Source organism: Pseudomonas sp. BP6, from assembly GCF_017875935.1.
Lineage (GTDB): Bacteria > Pseudomonadota > Gammaproteobacteria > Pseudomonadales > Pseudomonadaceae > Aquipseudomonas > Aquipseudomonas putida_Y.
In genome coordinates this window covers 4,435,263-4,451,674 of the sequence record NZ_JAGINI010000001.1, presented here as the reverse complement: position 1 = coordinate 4,451,674, position 16,412 = coordinate 4,435,263, and the positions used below count along the sequence as shown (strand labels likewise).

At 63.2% G+C, this 16,412-nt stretch carries 15 protein-coding genes; 6 read left to right on the top strand and 9 right to left on the bottom strand.

The window, feature by feature from the left end; genetic code table 11:
* Nucleotides 1-56 precede the first annotated feature (56 nt).
* The gene (gene ampD, locus J3A98_RS20140) at nucleotides 57-629 is read left to right on the top strand and encodes a 1,6-anhydro-N-acetylmuramyl-L-alanine amidase AmpD (protein WP_004575862.1); all 573 of its coding nucleotides are present in this window, start codon (nucleotides 57-59) and stop codon (nucleotides 627-629) included.
* On the top strand, nucleotides 626-1,456 hold the full coding sequence (gene ampE / locus J3A98_RS20135; RefSeq protein ID WP_176685000.1) for a regulatory signaling modulator protein AmpE: 831 nt from the start codon (nucleotides 626-628) through the stop codon (nucleotides 1,454-1,456). The genes ampD and ampE overlap by 4 nt, the downstream gene beginning before the upstream one ends.
* A gap of 44 nt (nucleotides 1,457-1,500) precedes the next feature.
* Here ampE and J3A98_RS20130 read toward each other — a convergent pair whose 3' ends face one another.
* Nucleotides 1,501-2,277, bottom strand: a complete 777-nt coding sequence (locus J3A98_RS20130; protein WP_209967982.1) for a TatD family hydrolase — start codon at nucleotides 2,275-2,277, stop codon at nucleotides 1,501-1,503.
* A gap of 2 nt (nucleotides 2,278-2,279) precedes the next feature.
* A complete protein-coding gene (gene cra, locus J3A98_RS20125) occupies nucleotides 2,280-3,275 on the bottom strand; it encodes a catabolite repressor/activator (protein ID WP_209967980.1) in 996 nt (331 codons plus the stop codon).
* Between the two features lie 284 nt (nucleotides 3,276-3,559).
* Here cra and ptsP point away from each other — a divergent pair, with 284 nt between their 5' ends.
* From ptsP to J3A98_RS20110, 3 genes are read left to right on the top strand one after another with little or no spacing between them, the layout of a single operon-like run.
* Complete coding sequence (gene ptsP / locus J3A98_RS20120; protein ID WP_209967978.1) at nucleotides 3,560-6,412, top strand: phosphoenolpyruvate--protein phosphotransferase; 2,853 nt, start codon at nucleotides 3,560-3,562, stop codon at nucleotides 6,410-6,412.
* The gene (pfkB, locus tag J3A98_RS20115; protein WP_209967976.1) at nucleotides 6,413-7,360 is read left to right on the top strand and encodes a 1-phosphofructokinase; all 948 of its coding nucleotides are present in this window, start codon (nucleotides 6,413-6,415) and stop codon (nucleotides 7,358-7,360) included.
* Nucleotides 7,357-9,099 carry a PTS fructose-like transporter subunit IIB gene (locus J3A98_RS20110; RefSeq protein ID WP_209967974.1) on the top strand — a complete coding sequence of 581 codons (1,743 nt, stop codon included), beginning with the start codon at nucleotides 7,357-7,359 and terminating at the stop codon, nucleotides 9,097-9,099. Before pfkB ends, J3A98_RS20110 begins: the two co-directional genes overlap by 4 nt.
* Before the next feature lie 147 nt (nucleotides 9,100-9,246).
* Here the strand turns inward: J3A98_RS20110 and J3A98_RS20105 are convergent, their stop codons facing one another.
* Nucleotides 9,247-9,468 (bottom strand): DUF3820 family protein, encoded by a 222-nt coding sequence (locus J3A98_RS20105; protein ID WP_003247308.1) that lies wholly within the window; start codon nucleotides 9,466-9,468, stop codon nucleotides 9,247-9,249.
* 200 nt (nucleotides 9,469-9,668) lie between these two features.
* Here J3A98_RS20105 and J3A98_RS20100 point away from each other — a divergent pair, with 200 nt between their 5' ends.
* On the top strand, nucleotides 9,669-10,145 hold the full coding sequence (locus J3A98_RS20100) for a PA2169 family four-helix-bundle protein (RefSeq protein WP_176685006.1): 477 nt from the start codon (nucleotides 9,669-9,671) through the stop codon (nucleotides 10,143-10,145).
* On the opposite strand, the gene J3A98_RS20095 is transcribed toward J3A98_RS20100, so the two are convergent.
* The 6 genes from J3A98_RS20095 to J3A98_RS20070 all read right to left on the bottom strand — a co-directional run bounded on the left by J3A98_RS20095 (nucleotide 10,142) and on the right by J3A98_RS20070 (nucleotide 16,318).
* Entirely contained in the window at nucleotides 10,142-11,632 is a 1,491-nt protein-coding gene (locus tag J3A98_RS20095; protein ID WP_176685007.1) for a sensor domain-containing diguanylate cyclase, read from the bottom strand. The genes J3A98_RS20100 and J3A98_RS20095 overlap by 4 nt on opposite strands.
* Before the next feature lie 689 nt (nucleotides 11,633-12,321).
* Nucleotides 12,322-13,656: an OprD family porin gene (locus J3A98_RS20090; protein WP_003247305.1), complete on the bottom strand. Its 1,335-nt coding sequence runs from the start codon at nucleotides 13,654-13,656 to the stop codon at nucleotides 12,322-12,324.
* Between the two features lie 206 nt (nucleotides 13,657-13,862).
* Nucleotides 13,863-14,087 carry a hypothetical protein gene (locus J3A98_RS20085; RefSeq protein WP_176685700.1) on the bottom strand — a complete coding sequence of 75 codons (225 nt, stop codon included), beginning with the start codon at nucleotides 14,085-14,087 and terminating at the stop codon, nucleotides 13,863-13,865.
* 200 nt (nucleotides 14,088-14,287) lie between these two features.
* Entirely contained in the window at nucleotides 14,288-15,022 is a 735-nt protein-coding gene (locus J3A98_RS20080) for a YkgJ family cysteine cluster protein (protein ID WP_209967972.1), read from the bottom strand.
* Complete coding sequence (locus tag J3A98_RS20075; protein ID WP_176685702.1) at nucleotides 15,019-15,330, bottom strand: hypothetical protein; 312 nt, start codon at nucleotides 15,328-15,330, stop codon at nucleotides 15,019-15,021. The genes J3A98_RS20080 and J3A98_RS20075 overlap by 4 nt, the downstream gene beginning before the upstream one ends.
* An 88-nt stretch (nucleotides 15,331-15,418) precedes the next feature.
* A complete protein-coding gene (locus J3A98_RS20070; protein WP_021781736.1) occupies nucleotides 15,419-16,318 on the bottom strand; it encodes a chemotaxis protein in 900 nt (299 codons plus the stop codon).
* Nucleotides 16,319-16,412 lie beyond the last annotated feature (94 nt).

Genomic DNA, 16,412 nt, shown 5'->3' with positions numbered 1-16,412 from the left:
CGTTGGCCGCAGGGCATACTGTGGGCATGTTCACGGCGTTTTTCAGGATCTGCCCCATGCAATTGGACCGTGCCACTGGCTGGTTCCACGGAATCGGAATCACCCATTGCCCCTCGCCGAACTTCAATGCGCGCCCCGAAGGCGAATCGATTTCCCTGCTGGTGATTCACAACATCAGCCTGCCCCCGGCCTGTTTCGGCACGGGCAAGGTGCAGCAATTCTTCCAGAACCGCCTGGCCCCTGATGAACATCCGTATTTTGCCAGCATCAACCACCTGACCGTGTCAGCGCACCTGTTCGTCGAGCGTGACGGCGCGGTGACTCAGTTCGTGTCGTTGCATGACCGTGCCTGGCATGCGGGGGTGTCGAGCTTTGACGGGCGCGAAGGCTGTAACGACTTTTCCATCGGCATCGAACTGGAAGGCACCGACGACCTGCCCTATACCGATGCCCAGTATGCGGTGCTGGAGCAACTCACCCGGCACATCCGCAGTGCCTGGCCGGCCATCGACCTGAACCGCATTCAGGGCCACAGCGACATTGCCCCGCAGCGCAAGACCGACCCCGGCCCGGCCTTCGACTGGCCGCGCTACCGCCAGGCGCTGCAGCACAACGAGGACAAGGCATGAGTTTTCTGGTGTTGGTGCTGGCGCTGTGGGTCGAGAAGTTTTCGGCGCTGCGTCATCAGGTGCAGCGCGACGGGTTCTTTATTGGCGAATTGGTGCGTCTGGAGCGCAGCGGCAAGGTGCACCCATGGTGGACGTTGGCCATCCTGGTGTTGGCACCGGTAGCGTTGCTTGTGTTGTTGCTGCATGTGCTGGAGCCAGTGGCCTATGGCTTGCTGGCTTTGCCGGTGCACCTGCTTGTGCTGATCTACAGCCTGGGCCGCGGCGATGCCAAGGCATCGCTGGGGCCGTTTCGTGACGCCTGGCGGCGGGGGGACGATCAGGCGGCGCTGCACGTGGCCGAGCGCGACCTGGGCCTGGTGGCCGATGAACCGCACACCCTGCTGGTGCGGGTGCAGGGTAATTTGCTGTGGCAGGTGTACCAGGGCTTTTTCGCGGTGATCTTCTGGTATTTCGTACTGGGCCCTGGCGCTGCGCTGGCTTATCGACTGTTGGCGCTGTGTGGTGAACACAGCAGGCAGCCGGCGCTGAAGGTGCGTGCCGAGCAGTTGCGGCACATCATGGACTGGTTGCCGGTGCGGGGGCTGGCGTTGAGCTTTGCCCTGGTGGGCAACTTCCTTGCGGTTACAAGGGTGATGCTGCACGAGGTGCTCAACTGGCACATCAGTGCCGGGCACCTGGTGGCTCGGGTCGGGCGCATTGCCGATGACATTCCCGAGGAAGAGGACAGCCAGCGCGGGCTGGGGCGGTTGGACAGCCTGTGGGAACTGCTGTTGCGCTGTGCAGTGCTGTGGTATGCAGGGTTCGCGCTGTGGACCGTGCTGGTCTGAATCGGGACCAGGCGCATCCCACGGGAATCCCGTTCACCTGAGTTTCACCAGCCAAACAACGCGCAAGCATTGCGGGTGCTGGCCTGTGCCAGCACCTCGACATCCAGTCCCATCACTTGCGCCAGTGCCGCGGCAATGTCCGGCAGATGCTCCGGGCTGTTGCGTACCCCCGGGTACATCACCGGTGCCATGTCCGGTGCATCAGTCTCCAGCACCACGCTGTCCAGTGGCAGCCGCGCCAGGGTCTTGCGCAGCCGCAGTGCCTGCGGCCAGGTAGCCGCACCGCCCAACCCCAGCATGAACCCCAGCTTGATGTACTCGCGGGCCTCTTCGTAGCTGCCGGCAAACGCATGAATCACCCCCGCCCGCGCAGGCTTGTAGCGCTTGAGCGTGGCAATCACCTGAGCATGGCTGCGGCGCACGTGCAACAGGGCCGGTAGTTCGAAGTCGCAAGCCATCTGCAGTTGCGCTTCGAACAGCACCTGCTGGCGGGGCTTGTCCAGGTCTGTGAGGTAATAGTCCAGGCCAAACTCACCCACGGCACATAGCCGCGGGTTGTCGCGCAGGCGCTCCAGCCACTCGCGCAGTTGCAGCAGGTGCTCAGGTCGATGCTGGTCGAGGTAGACCGGGTGCAGGCCAAGCGCGGCGAACAGGCGCGGCTCGGTGCAGGCCAGTTCCCACACCCGTTGGAAATTCGCCTGGTACACCCCCAGCACCACCATCCGCTCCAGCCCACGCGCCGCCGCGTTGGCCAGCAGGCGCGGGCGGTCGGCGTCGAAGTCGGGGAAGTCCAGGTGGGTGTGGGTGTCGATCAGGCGCATGTTCAGGCCGCTGAGATGCGTTGCTTGAAGGTGCGGCCAACAGCATGCACGCCGGGTTCATAGCGTTTTTCCTCGATGGCGGCCAGTGCCAGTTCAAGCGCGGTGGCGGCAATCTGGCCGTGCTGCTGGGCCATGGCATTGACTGGCAGCGGCAGGAAATCGAGCAACTGGTTGTCGCCAAAGGTACCCAGTTGCAATTGGCGCGAGTCGACCGGGCGTGCCTGTAGGGTGTCGAACACGCCCTGCAACAGCACGTACGACGTGGTCACCAGAGCATCAGGCAGGCCACCCAGGTCGTCGATCAGTTGCTGCATCAGGCGTTGGCCGCACTCGCGGCTGAACGCTTCGCCCTGATAGCGGCGCACTTCGCCGGTATAGCCTTGCAGGGCTTCGTCGAATCCGCCGGCACGCGCCTGGCTAACCGACAGCTCGGGGCGCGCGCCTATCAGGGCTATGCTACGTGGTGCCGCGCTGAGCAGGCTGGCGGCCAGCTGGCGGCTGGCATCGCGGTCGTCGCTGATCACCGAGCAGAAGTGTGCGGGGTCCAGACGGCGGTCGATGGCTATCACCGGCAGGCCTTTGTCCTGCAGCTCGCGGTAGCTGTCATCTTCTGGCGGCAGGCAACTGGCAACGAACAGCGCATCGCAGCGGCGCGCACGGAACAGCTGCTGCAGTTGGCGCTCGCTGTCTGGCTGGTCGTCGCTGCTGGCGATCAGCAGCTGGTAGCCGCGAGCGCGGGCGCCTTGCTCCAGTTGCTTGGCAATGCGGGCGTAGCTGGGGTTCTCCAGATCCGGGAGAATGAAGCCCAGGGTGCGGGTATGCCGGCTGCGCAGCCCAGCTGCCTGCGGGTTGGGGGTGAAGCCGTGGGCTTCGACCACCGCGCGTACCCGCTCGACAGTACTGTTACTGATGCGCTGCTGTTCTGCCTTGCCATTGATGACGTAGCTGGCAGTGGTCACGGACACACCGGCCAGACGGGCGATATCGCTGAGTTTCACCGAATTTTCCTTGTTATTACCGGGGCTGGCTGTAAGGCCGGACCGGGTAGTTTGACCCGGTACAGGCATCACGCGCAGACGACCATTGTCGCAATTGTCCGACAGGATGGGGCTTTTTACTGGGCAGATTATCGAGTAACGTGGCCGTCTGGTCAGATTAAACGTTTCAGCCGCCGATTTTTCTGCCTCGGCTGCCACCCGTGCAAGGCTGCTGAACTGGCCCTTTATGTGAATTTCACAACAATACTCCAGTACCCGAACGGGAACTGCAAAAGGAGAAGGTCATGCTCGAGCTCGCCAATGAGCAGATAGCCATGGGCCAGAAGGCCGCCGACAAGGACGAGGCATTGCGCCTTCTGGCGGATCGACTGGTTGCGGACGGCCTGGTCGCCGAGGGTTACCTGCAAGGGCTGCAGGCCCGGGAGGCACAAGGCTCCACGTTCCTTGGCCAGGGCATCGCCATTCCTCATGGTACGCCGCAAACACGCGATCTGGTGTATGCCACCGGCGTGCGGCTGCTGCAGTTTCCCGAGGGGGTAGACTGGGGTGACGGGCAAATGGTCTACCTGGCCATTGGTATTGCCGCCCGCTCCGACGAACACCTGCGCCTGCTGCAGCTGTTGACCCGTGCGCTGGGCGAAACCGACCTGGCCGAAGCCTTGCGCCGGGCCAGCTCAGCCGAAGCGCTGCTCAAGCTGCTGCAGGGCGCGCCACAAGCGTTGGCGCTGGATGCGCAACTGGTGGGTCTGAACTTGCCGGCTGAAGACTTCGACGAACTGGCCTGGCGCGGTGCGCGCCTGTTGCAACGTGCCGACTGTGTCGACAGTGGCTTTGCCGCCGTGCTCCAGCAGGCCGAGCCTCTGCCGCTGGGCGAGGGCCTGTGGTGGCTGCACAGCGAGCGCCAGGTTCGTCAGCCGGGCCTCGCCTTCATCACCCCGCAGCAGCCGCTGCGTTACCGCGACCAGCCGCTCAACGGTCTGTTCTGCCTGGCCAGCCTTGGCGCCGCTCACGAGGCCCTGCTTGAGCGTCTGTGCGAAGTGCTGATCGAAGGCCGCGGGCAGATGCTCTACCAGGCCACCAACAGCCGTGCGGTACTGGAAGTACTGGGCGGCGAAGCGCCGGCGGACTGGCCCAGCGCACGTGTCGTGCTGGCCAATCCACATGGCTTGCATGCCCGCCCGGCCAAGGTGCTTGCACAACTGGCCAAAGGCTTTGAAGGGGAAATTCGTGTGCGCCTGGTCGATAGCGCGCAGCCAGCGGTATCGGTGAAGAGCCTGAGCAAGCTGCTCAGCCTCGGCGCCCGCCGTGGTCAGGCACTGGAGCTGGTCGCCGAGCCGAGCATCGCTGCCGATGCCTTGCCGGTGTTGCTGGCCGCTATCGAACAAGGCTTGGGTGAGGAGGTGGAACCCCTACCGCAGAGCGTCACGCCCATTGCCGATGACGTACCCGAAGTACTGCAAGCGCCTGCGGCCGGCAGTCGTATCCAGGGTGTGGGTGCCGCCCCCGGCATTGCCAGCGGCCCGGCGCATGTCTGTGTCGAGCGTGAGTTCGACTATCCCTTGCGGGGTGAATCGTGCGCCCAGGAGCGGCAGAAGCTGCGCGAAGCGTTGGCCATCGTCAATGGCGAACTGCAGGCTTTGGTCCTGCGCAGCGACAAGGCCATTGGCGAAATTTTCGTCACCCACCAGGAAATGCTTGCCGACCCGGCCCTGACCGACGATGTCGAGCAGCGCCTGGCCCAAGGCGAAAGTGCCGCGGCCGCGTGGATGGCCGTGATCGACGCCGCGGCCCGCCAGCAAGAGGCATTGCACGATGCGCTGCTTGCCGAGCGCGCTGCCGACCTGCGCGATATCGGCCGCCGCGTGCTGGCGCAGTTGTGTGGTGTGCAGGCGCAGGCTGAACCCGAGCAACCCTATGTGCTGGTGATGACCGAAGTCGGTCCATCCGATGTCGCCCGCCTGGACCCCAACCGGGTTGCCGGCATTGTCACCGCCCAGGGCGGCGCCACGGCCCACAGTGCCATCGTCGCCCGTGCTTTGGGTATACCAGCGGTGGTCGGCGCGGGTGCGTCGATACTGTTGCTGGACAGTGGCACGCCGCTGCTGCTCGATGGCCAGCGTGGTGTGGTTAGCGTCGCACCGCCTGCGGATGAACTGCAGCAGGCGCTGGCCGAGCGTGACCTGCGCGAGCAACGCCTGCAGGCCGCCTGGGCCAACCGCTTCGAGCCGGCCATCACCCGGGATGGGCATGCCGTCGAGGTGTTTGCCAACATCGGCGATAGCAACGGTATCGCCAAGGTGGTGGAGCAGGGCGCCGAGGGTGTGGGCCTGCTGCGCACCGAACTGATTTTCATGGCCCACCCTCAAGCGCCGGATGTGGCTACCCAGGAAGCCGAGTACCGCCGCGTGCTCGATGGCCTCGATGGGCGCCCGCTGGTGGTGCGTACCCTGGATGTCGGCGGCGACAAACCGCTGCCTTACTGGCCGATCGCTGCCGAGGAAAATCCCTTCCTCGGCGTGCGTGGCGTGCGTTTGACCCTGCAGCGCCCGCAAGTGATGGAAGACCAGTTGCGCGCATTGCTGCGGGCCGCCGACCAGCGCCCGTTGCGTATCATGTTCCCGATGGTTGGCCAGGTGCACGAGTGGCGTGAGGCTCGGGCCATGGTGGAACGCCTGCGCGCAGAAATCCCGGTAGCCGACCTGCAACTGGGCATTATGGTCGAGGTGCCTTCAGCGGCCCTGCTGGCAGCGCAATTGGCGCGCGAAGTGGACTTCTTCAGCATCGGCACCAACGACCTGACTCAATACACCTTGGCCATCGACCGTGGCCACCCCAGCCTCTCGGCACAGGCCGATGGCCTGCACCCGGCGGTGTTGAGCCTGATCGACATGACCGTGCGCGCCGCCCATGCCCACGGCAAGTGGGTGGGCGTGTGTGGCGAGCTGGCGGCCGACCCGCAGGCGGTGGCCGTGCTGCTGGGGCTGGACGTGGACGAACTCAGCGTCTCCGCGCGCAGCATCGCCGAAGTCAAGGCACTGGTTCGCCAGGCCGATCATCAGACAGCCCGCGCCCTGGCGCGCGAGGCCCTGCAACAGGACAGCGCCGCAGCAGTTCGCGCGCTGGTGGAGCGTTACTGAATGGCCAAGATCCTCACTCTCACCCTGAACCCGGCACTGGATATCACCATCGGCCTGGACGCTCTGCGCCCAGGGCAGGTCAACCGTAGCCAGGCGCAGCACAGTCACGCCGCGGGCAAGGGGCTGAACGTTGCCCAGGTACTGGCCGACCTGGGGCACAGCGTAACCGTTGGCGGTTTCCTTGGGCGCGACAATCTGCAGCCCTTCGAGGCGCTGATCGACGGTCGCGGTTTTACCGACTGCTTCGTCCGTGTGCCGGGCGAAACCCGCAGCAATATCAAGCTGGTCGAGGCCGATGGCCGCGTTACCGACATCAACGGGCAAGGCCCGGAGGTGGACGAGGCGGCACGCAATGCCTTGCTGCACAGGCTGCAACAGGTTGCCCCAGGCCACGATGCCGTGGTGGTGGCTGGTAGCCTGCCGCGCGGAATCAGTACTGACTGGTTCCGCCAGTTGCTCGAACTGTTGAAGGCTCAAGGCCTCAAGGTCGTCCTGGACAGCAGTGGTGAAGCCCTGCGTGTCGGTTTGCAGAGCGCGCCCTGGCTGGTCAAGCCCAATACCGAAGAACTGGGCGAAGTGCTGGGCCTGCCTGTGGATAACCTGGCGCAACAGACGGCTGCCGCCAAGCGCCTGCTGGCCAGTGGCGTTGAACACGTGGTGGTGTCTGCGGGCGAGCAGGGCGTCAGTTGGTTCAGTCGTGACCTGGCCATGCACGCCCGCCCACCCAAGGTGCGGGTTGCCAGCACGGTGGGGGCGGGGGATTCGCTGGTGGCCGGCATGGTCCACGGCCTGCTGCTGGCCGAGGCGCCTGCGCAGACGTTGACCCGAGCCACTGCCATTGCCGCCCAGGCCGTTACCCAGGTTGGCTTCGGTATCCGTGACCGCGAGCACCTGGTGCAACTGGAAGCGGCCGTGCAACTGACAGAACAACAAGAGGGTTGCCGATGAACATTGCCATAGTCACCGCCTGCCCCAATGGCCAGGTATCGAGTGTACTGAGCGCACGCTTGCTGTCCGCCGCTGCCCAGCGGCGCGGCTGGAGCACCAGCGTCGAAGTGCAGAATACTGAACACCCCGAGCGGCAGCTGAGCGCCGCACAGATCGCCGAGGCTGACTGGGTGCTTGTGGTCAGCACCGGTCCGGTGGACCTGGCCCGCTTCGTCGGCAAGCGCCTGTACCAAAGCACGCCATCCCAGGCGCTGGCTGATCGCGAAGGCTTTCTCGACGAAGCGGCGGCCAACGCCGAGCTGCTGGCCGCAGTGACAGATGGCCCGGCCGCCGCTGGCAGTGCTGGTACCCGCATCGTTGCGGTGACTGCTTGTCCGACCGGCGTAGCCCATACCTTCATGGCCGCAGAAGCCTTGCAGCAAGCCGCACAGCAACTGGGCTACCAGTTGACCGTCGAGACCCAGGGCTCGGTCGGTGCGCGCAATCCCTTGTCTGCTGAAGCCATCGCTGCGGCGGACGTGGTGTTGCTGGCCGCCGACATTGAAGTTCCCACTGCACGTTTCGCCGGCAAACGTATTTACCGTTGTGGTACCGGCATTGCCCTCAAGCAGGCCCGCGCCACTCTGGACAAGGCCTTGGCGCAGGCCACGGTGGAAAACGGCGCCGACGCCGCAGCGGCATCCACGCCGACGAAGGGCGAGAAAACCGGCGTGTACAAGCATTTGCTTACCGGCGTGTCGTTCATGCTGCCGATGGTGGTGGCCGGCGGCCTGCTGATTGCCCTGTCGTTCGTGTTCGGTATCGAAGCCTACAAAGAGGCGGGCACCTTGCCGGCGGCGTTGATGCAAATTGGCGGCGAAGCCGCCTTCAAACTGATGGTGCCGCTACTGGCGGGTTATATCGCATGGTCCATCGCCGACCGCCCCGGGCTGGCCCCCGGCATGATCGGCGGCCTGCTGGCCAGCACCTTGGGTGCCGGCTTCATCGGTGGCATTGTCGCCGGCTTTCTTGCCGGCTACAGCGCCAAGGCCATTGCCCGGTGGGCGCGCTTGCCCAGCAGCCTGGAGGCGCTCAAGCCAATCCTGATCATTCCATTGCTGGCCAGTCTGTTCACCGGCCTGGTGATGATCTACGTGGTTGGCCAGCCGGTAGCGGCGATGCTCGAAGGGTTGACGCACTTCCTCGACAGCATGGGCACCACCAATGCCATCCTGCTGGGGCTATTGCTGGGCGGCATGATGTGCGTCGACCTTGGCGGGCCGATCAACAAGGCCGCCTATGCGTTCTCGGTGGGGCTGCTGGCCTCGTCGAGCTACGCGCCAATGGCGGCGACCATGGCCGCCGGCATGGTGCCGCCGATCGGCTTGGGCATCGCTACTTTCCTGGCCCGGCGCAAGTTCGCCCAGAGCGAGCGCGAGGCGGGCAAGGCGGCGCTGGCGCTGGGGCTGTGCTTCATCTCCGAGGGGGCGATTCCGTTTGCCGCCAAGGACCCGTTACGGGTGATCCCGGCCAGTATCGCCGGTGGTGCGTTGACCGGGGCATTGTCGATGTATTTTGGCTGCAAGCTGATGGCGCCGCATGGCGGCTTGTTCGTGTTGTTGATCCCCAACGCGATCAACCATGCGTTGCTGTATTTGCTGGCGATTGTGGCGGGTAGCCTGGTGACAGCGGTGGTGTATGCGGTTATCAAGAAGAGCGAGCGTGTGGAGTTGGCCGTGGCGCCTGCTAAAAGTGTATGAGCAGACCTCGTTCTGTGGGAGCGGCCTTGTGTCGCGAAAGGGCCGCAAAGCGGCCCCGGCAATCTAAGTTGCGAAGCTGAAAATCTGGGGCTGCTTCGCAGCCCTTTCGCGACACAAGGCCGCTCCCACAGAGCCCGCGTTGGCCTTTCAACGGCGATGCTTCTGCCGCAACGGCACCAGCAGATCACCCAGCCCGTTGTGATCGATCTCATGCATCAACGCCAGCAACCCACCCAGTTCCCCTGCCGGAAAGCCCTTGCGCGCAAACCACGCCAGGTAGTCCCCCGGCAGATCCGCAATGATTCTCCCCTGGTACTTGCCGAACGGCATGCTGCGGGTCACCAGTAGTTCGAGGGTTTCCGGCTTCATCTGCGCGCACCTGGCTGTGGAAAGGCGCCGACCATACTGCAATCTGCACGAAGCCCCAAGCGGCAATCATGCAGAACGCCGTTACCAGCTGTCGTCTCTTGTATGTAAGTCATTGAATAAAAAGAAATTTATTTTTGTGTTAAGCGTGGCACGAACGCTGCATTTCCCTAGAGGACTATCACCTGCCAAGGAGTTCGACCATGAGCAACCCCAACAAAGACGTGATCGACGTACTCAACGACCTGATCGAGTACAGCAAGGATGGCGAGAAAGGTTTCAAGGCTTCGGCCGATGATGTGAAGAACCCCGAGCTGAAAGCGTTCTTCGTCCAGCGCGCGGGTGAGTGCGCCAGCGCTGCCAGTGAATTGCAGGGCGAAGTCCGTCGCTTGGGCGGCGACCCGGAAACCTCCACCAGCATCAGTGGCGACCTTCACCGCGGCTGGGTCAACCTCAAGTCGATGGTCACCGGCAAGGACGAGGAGGCGGTGCTGAACGAGGTGGAACGTGGCGAGGACCACGCCCTCAAGGCCTACAAGGAAGCCCGTGAGAAACTGGTGAAACTGGGCCGCACTGCCAGCGACATGACCTACAGCCTGGTGGAGAAGCAGCTGCAAGGCGTGCAGCGCAACCATGACCAGGTCAAGGCCCTGCGCAACGCCGCTCGCGCCCGCTCCTAATCGAGCGGGCCCTCTACCCGATTGCGGCCATTGGCCTTGGCCCGGTAGAGCGCTTCGTCCGCAGCACCCAGCAGCCTGCCAAGGTCCTGCTGGGTGCCGGACAGACCGATACCGATGCTCACGGTCACGGCGTGAGCATCATCCGCAAACGGCGCCAGCGCCTCGACGCTGGCGCGGATGCGTTCAGCCAGTAGCTGGGCCCCGGCCAGATCGGTTTCCGGCAGCACCACCTGAAACTCCTCCCCACCGTAACGCGCGGCCAGGTCCGCCGGGCGGCGAATGCATGCTTCGATGGCCCGGGCCACCTCGCGCAAGGCATGGTCGCCACCGGCGTGGCCATGGCGCTGGTTGAATGCCTTGAAGTGGTCCACATCCACCATCAATATCGCCAGCGGCTTACGGTTACGTTGGGCGCGGGCCCATTCCTGGCGTAGCACATGGTCCAGCTTGCGGCGGTTGGCCAGGCCGGTCAGGCTATCGGTGGAAGCGAGCATGGCCAGGTCTTCTTCTGCTTCGTGGCGGCGGCGCAGTTCGCGGCCCAGCAGCAACGTCAGCCAGAGAATGCCCACGCACAGAGCGCCGGTGGCGACGCTGACGACAATGGCGGTACGGCGCCAGGACTCGAACACCTCGTCGGCCGAGTGCACCACCAGCACGATCAGGGGCAACTGCGCGACTCGGGCGAAGGTGAACATGCGGAGCTTGCCGTTGATGTCGGAGCGGGCGGTGAAGTTACCGCTCTGTTCAGCGATGATGCGCTTGAAATTGGGCCGTTCGGTGTAGGAGGTTCCAATCAGTGGGTCCTGCGCGCGGTAGGGCTGGCGGACAAGTAACTGCCCGTCGGTATTGAACAGGTTGATGCTGCTGTCGTGGCCAATGTCCAGGCGTTGGAACAATTCACTGATGTACGACAGGCGCAGCGCACCCGCTGCCAACCCGGCGAACTCGCCATTGGGGCCGGAGATGCGCCGGCTGAAGCTGATACACCAGTCCAGGTCGCCGAGCTTGGCCTTGAAAGGGGGGCCCACCAGCAAACCGAGGTTGGCATTCTGCTGGTGAGCCTTGAACACCCCGGTGTGACCGAAGTTGGCCTTGCGTGGCACGCTGCTGGTGGAGTCGCCGACGACATTGCCTTGCTTGTCCAGCCACAGCACGTCACCGCGCTTGCGGTCGATGAAGGCTTCATTGAACAGCAGGCGCTGGCGTATCGGACCGGAGACCTCCGGCAGTTCCTTGCGCCCGACGGCCCAGATCAGGCCTTGCAGTGACTGGTCGTAGAGTTCGACGTTGCGCAGGATGTCGCTTTCGATCAGCTGGACGATGTTGTTCGACGAGCGCACCGCCGACTGCTCGACACTTTCGCGCTCGCGGGCAAGCAGGTAGCTGACGATGGCCACGATGGCGAGCACGGCAAGGCAACTGCCCAGGTTGAGGATCAGCTCGGGGTGCGACCTGTAGACTGCGAAACGCGGGGATTGGGTGGGCATGCTCGCTACTGCGTGGGCAGGGCCATTCGCGGCGGCAATATTCTAGGGAAGCGGGCATTGTCGGACAAGATTTGTCCGACGGAAGCACGGTGTACCGTACTTTTCGATTGGCCGTCGTGTAGGAGCGGGTTTACCCGCGAAGAGGCCGGCCCTGCTGGCCAATCTCCACCCGCCGTTCACCGTTGCCGCCACTACCGTATTCGCGGGTAAACCCGCTCCTACAACACTGATCCGCGGTGGACACACACCGGGGATTGGACACAGGCCGTTGTAGGAGCGGGTTTACCCGCGAAGAGGCCGGCCCTGCTGGCCAATCTCCACCCGCCGTTCACCGTTGCCGCCACTACCGTATTCGCGGGTAAACCCGCTCCTACAACACTGATCCGCGGTGGACACACACCGGGGATTGGACACAGGCCGTTGTAGGAGCGGGTTCACCCGCGAAGAGGCCGGCCCTGCTGGCCAATCTCCACCCGCCGTTCACCGTTGCCGCCACTACCGTATTCGCGGGTAAACCCGCTCCTACAACATTGATCTGCGGTGGACACACACACCGGGGATTGGACACAGGCCGTTGTAGGAGCGGGTTTACCCGCGAACATCGGCGCAGCCGGTGCCCAACACCGCGGTGCCTTCTTCGCGGGTGAACCCGCTCTCACAGGGTTATAGGCGATGCTTGCAGCGCAAGATCAGAACACGTTCAGTGGGTAGTCGACGATTACCCGCACTTCATCGTTGTCGCTGTTGCTGTCGATCGACGCATAACCTTGGCTGCCGCGGTGGGTGGCATAGCGCACCAGCACCGACAGGTCCTTGAGGTCACCTTCCTGGAACACGTATTTCACGTCTAGGTCGCGTTCCCAGTGCATGGCGTTCTTGCCATCTTCGCGGTAGTAGTCGTAGTGAGTGGTGTCCTGAGTAGCCTTGGTCAGGTCAGCCTCGCCGCGCGAGTAGGACAGCGAAGTGCTCAAACCAGGCACGCCGACACCGGCGAAGTCATAGCCGTACTGCAGTTTCCACGAGCGCTCGTTCGGCGCGTTGAAGTCCGAGTACATGCGCGAGTTGTCCAGGTACACGCTATCGCCCAGGTTGATGTAGTCGAATGGCGTGTTGCCGTTCACTCGCTGGTAGGCGGCGGTGACGCTGTGGAAGCCAGCGTTGACGGTGAAGTGCACGCTGTAGGTGTTATTGTCGATCTTGCCTAGCAGGGCCTGGCCGGTGTCCTGGGTGTGATAGAAGTGCACGCCCGGATTCAGGCTGACCAGGTCATTGACCACATAGGTGTAGTCGAAGTCCGCGTAGTACTGGTTCCAGATGTCCTTCAGCTCGGCGGCGTACAGGTTGGCGGTGATGTGCTCGGTACCGCTCCACGACGCGCCGGCCCAGTTCAGGTGCTTGCTCTTGTCGTGCTCGTCCAGTGACCCGTAGTAGGTGTCGATGCGGCGGTGGCCGCTCTGGTTGTACGGGTGGGTGAAGCTGACCTGGCCGCCTTCGAGCAACAGGCCGTCGATGCTGGTGTTGGTCAGGCTCACACCACGGAAAGTCTGCGGCAGCATGCGGGTTTCACCGCCGGCGATCACCGGGTTGGTGAGGAACAGGTCCCCGGCTTTCAGCTCGGTGTCGAAGGCTTTCAGCTTGACCGCGGCACCGGCAGTGGAAAACGAGTGCGGGGCTGCGCCCAGCTCGCCGTCGTCCTTGATGTGCTCGGGCAGGATGCTGGTGCCGGCATGGCCGCCACCGCCGTCGAGCTTCAGGCCCAGCATGGCATGGGCGTCCAGGCCGAAACCGACCACACCGGGGGTGTAGCCCGACTCGAAGCGTGCCACCGCGCCCTGGCCCCACTCGCGGGTGTCGCGCACGCCGGCGTTATGGTTGTCGCGGTTGAAGTAGGCATTACGGAAATGCAGGTTGAACGACGAACCTTCGATGAAGCCATCAGCCTTGTCTTCATCTGCCTGAGCGGCGAAAGGGATCGTTGCAGTCAACGCAATGAAAAGCGGGGTAAAGCGAAACGCGGAAGGCACCGGTACTAGCTCCTTTGGTCTGACGGTGGGGCAGTTTTTATTTTTGAATGTGCATCTTTTTTATAGGTGGACGTTACAACCAGGCTGAGAGTTGAAGCACATAAAAAAAGCCGCTGATTGGCAGCGGCCTTTAAAAGGCTAACATATCGGCACCGGAGGTGCCCATGGCGTAGCCAAGGGAAAACAGGAGCAGTGACAGCGTTTGATCAGCTGTCGGCACTGGTGTCGACGGTGACTTTGGAAGCTGTCTGTTTCGCGTCTTTTACGGTGTCTGATTTATTTGCGGCTACAGCGTCACGGGCCTCTTGATGGACCGCCGCGAGCTCTGCATTACGGGCAACGAAAGCCGGGGATTCTTCGGCCATGGCCAGTGGCGACAACAACAGGGAAGACAGGACGAAGACGCTGGCAATACCCATACTGTTGGACATTTGAAACTACCTTCTTGCGGTGCAAGTGCTAATGAGGACAGGGGTAAAGTTAGTCCTTTCAGTGCACTCGAAACAGAGCGAAGTGCGATAAGCACTGTTGCGCAAAAGGTAACGATCGTTGGGTGAAATAATGGGACTTTCGGCGAAAGTCCCGTGCTAGAGCACCTGCACAGTGCGCCGCCCTGGGCAAGATGGTCAGGCTAGAAACCGATAAAGGCGTAATACACCGGGGTTTCATGGGTCGTGCGCAAACCCAGTGCCTGCAAGCTCGCCGTCAGCGCTTCATCCTGCACGTGCAAGGTCCACTGCGCCCCTTCATTCCCCGGCACCTGCGCCAGCGCCGCAGCAAACGCCCCCATGTCCGGCAAGTAAGCGGTAAACCCGTTACCCTTGAGCGCACTGGTAGTCATGCCCAATGCCTGGCACACCGCCACCTTGGCCGCAATGTCATCACGGTCGGCCTGGCGCGAAGCCTGTACCAGCGCCTGCAGTTCCACATCGACCAGTTGCGTGCCGTGAATCAGCTCCGGCCCCTGTTGCCAGGCCTCCGGAGGGCAGTCCTTGCTGTCTGGCCGCAGTGGAATATGTGGGTTGATTTCTACCGGATAGATGCGACAGACCAGCGGGCGATGCTCATAGATGGTGCAGAGGTCGTTGGCGTCGAGGTTACGGCAACGTCCGGGGTTGAATGCAGCAAAGGTCACCGAGATACGTGCCTCGCCCTCGCCGCAATTCACCGGATGGGAGCGTCGCAGCACATGGTCACGCTGCTCCAGCGGCATGCCAGGGCCGTCCACGACGAAGGCCTCGATCAATACCACCACCTGGCCGGCATCGTCCGCCCAGCGACGAGCTTCGGCCAGCGTCAGTGGCACATGGTGGCCGGTGCAGCATTTGCCGCAGCCGGTACAGCCGAAACGTAAGCTGTCGTTCACTTGGCTTCCGGGCTCCATTCGCTGACGAAGGCACGCTGGTGCTGGCGGTCGTACAGGCACAGCTCGGTGCCGGTGCGCTGCTGCATATGCTTTTGTGGATAGACGCCTTCGATCAGCAGGGCACTCATGCCTGCCTGGTCATCGAACTCGGCGGGCTTGCCGCGGGCGTGGGCGTCCTTGAACTGGCTGGCGGTCAGGCAGGCCTTGAGCATCTGCTGGCGCTGCTCGTTCCAGGCCCGACTACTGGAGGCCTGGGCAATACCGCTGAAGAGGGCACAGCTGATCAGGATAGCGCTGAGAAGCTTCATATGTGATTCCGGCAATTTTCTTGCGAGGGGCGCGAATTATGCCCGAGTCACCCCCGGCGGCCAGCCGGGGAGTTTGTCGCTGAATATATCAGTGCTCGGCGAACACCACGGTACGCGCGGCCACCACCAGACAATCGGTCAGTTCTGGCGAGGAGAACTTGGTAAGGATGGCATTGGCCCCGGCCTGGGTCGCCTTTTCACTGCTCATGGCACTGTCCAGCGAGGTGTGCAACAGCACGTACAGGTGCTGGAAGTCAGGGGTTTCACGCAACGTGCGGGTGAAGGCGTAGCCGTCCATTTCGCTCATTTCGATGTCGGAGACGATGATGTTGATCTCCTGCGCGGTGCCTTGCAGTTCCAGCAGCACGTTGATGGCGTCTTTGGCGCTGCGCGCAGTGTGGCATTCGATACCGAGGTTGCGCAGGGTGTGCACCGACTGCTGCAAGGCCACCTGGCTGTCGTCCACCACCAGGATATTGGCCGCGGCCAGCAGGCTGGCATCTTCTTCGTTCAAGGTGCCGTGTGCTGGCTCGGCGACGGGCGGGGCGATGGCGTGTATGACTTTTTCGATGTCCAGCACCTGCACCAAGGTATTGTCGACGCGCGTCACGCCGGTGATGAACGAGCGGGTGCCCGAGGCGTAGGGCGGCGGTTTGATGTCGGTGCTCAGGCAATGCACGATGCGGCTGACCGCCTGTACATGCAGGCCTTGGCGCGAACGGCTGATCTCGGTAACGATCAGGCAGCCACCCTGTGGGTCGGCCAGTGGTTGTTCGCCGATGGCGCGGGACAGGTCGATGACCGACAGCGAGTGGCCGCGCAGGGTTGCCACGCCTTTTACGTGGGGGTGCGACTCGGGCAGCTTGGTCAGCGGCGGGCAGGGGATGATCTCGCTGACCTTGAGCAGGTTGATTGCCATCAGCTTGCCGCTGCGCAGGGTGAACAGCAGCAGGGATAGCGAATCCGCGCGGGCATTTTGCGTGGCCATGGTGACCTTCGGTGGGGTGCAGGGGGATAACTGGTTATCGGCCTGTTTTGGTCGGGCTTTAGACATTTTGCGCAGAACCCAGCAATGCTTGGGA

Excerpts from the sequence above, each read along its gene's own strand:
- pfkB (WP_209967976.1), top strand. The coding sequence starts at position 6,413 with ATGGCCAAGATCCTCACTCTCACCCTGAACCCGGCACTGGATATCACC.
- J3A98_RS20095 (WP_176685007.1), bottom strand. The coding sequence starts at position 11,632 with ATGCCCACCCAATCCCCGCGTTTCGCAGTCTACAGGTCGCACCCCGAG.
- J3A98_RS20070 (WP_021781736.1), bottom strand. The coding sequence starts at position 16,318 with ATGGCCACGCAAAATGCCCGCGCGGATTCGCTATCCCTGCTGCTGTTC.
- J3A98_RS20110 (WP_209967974.1), top strand. The coding sequence starts at position 7,357 with ATGAACATTGCCATAGTCACCGCCTGCCCCAATGGCCAGGTATCGAGT.
- J3A98_RS20105 (WP_003247308.1), bottom strand. The coding sequence starts at position 9,468 with ATGAAGCCGGAAACCCTCGAACTACTGGTGACCCGCAGCATGCCGTTC.
- J3A98_RS20100 (WP_176685006.1), top strand. The coding sequence starts at position 9,669 with ATGAGCAACCCCAACAAAGACGTGATCGACGTACTCAACGACCTGATC.
- ptsP (WP_209967978.1), top strand. The coding sequence starts at position 3,560 with ATGCTCGAGCTCGCCAATGAGCAGATAGCCATGGGCCAGAAGGCCGCC.
- ampD (WP_004575862.1), top strand. The coding sequence starts at position 57 with ATGCAATTGGACCGTGCCACTGGCTGGTTCCACGGAATCGGAATCACC.
- ampE (WP_176685000.1), top strand. The coding sequence starts at position 626 with ATGAGTTTTCTGGTGTTGGTGCTGGCGCTGTGGGTCGAGAAGTTTTCG.
- J3A98_RS20130 (WP_209967982.1), bottom strand. The coding sequence starts at position 2,277 with ATGCGCCTGATCGACACCCACACCCACCTGGACTTCCCCGACTTCGAC.
- J3A98_RS20085 (WP_176685700.1), bottom strand. The coding sequence starts at position 14,087 with ATGTCCAACAGTATGGGTATTGCCAGCGTCTTCGTCCTGTCTTCCCTG.
- J3A98_RS20075 (WP_176685702.1), bottom strand. The coding sequence starts at position 15,330 with ATGAAGCTTCTCAGCGCTATCCTGATCAGCTGTGCCCTCTTCAGCGGT.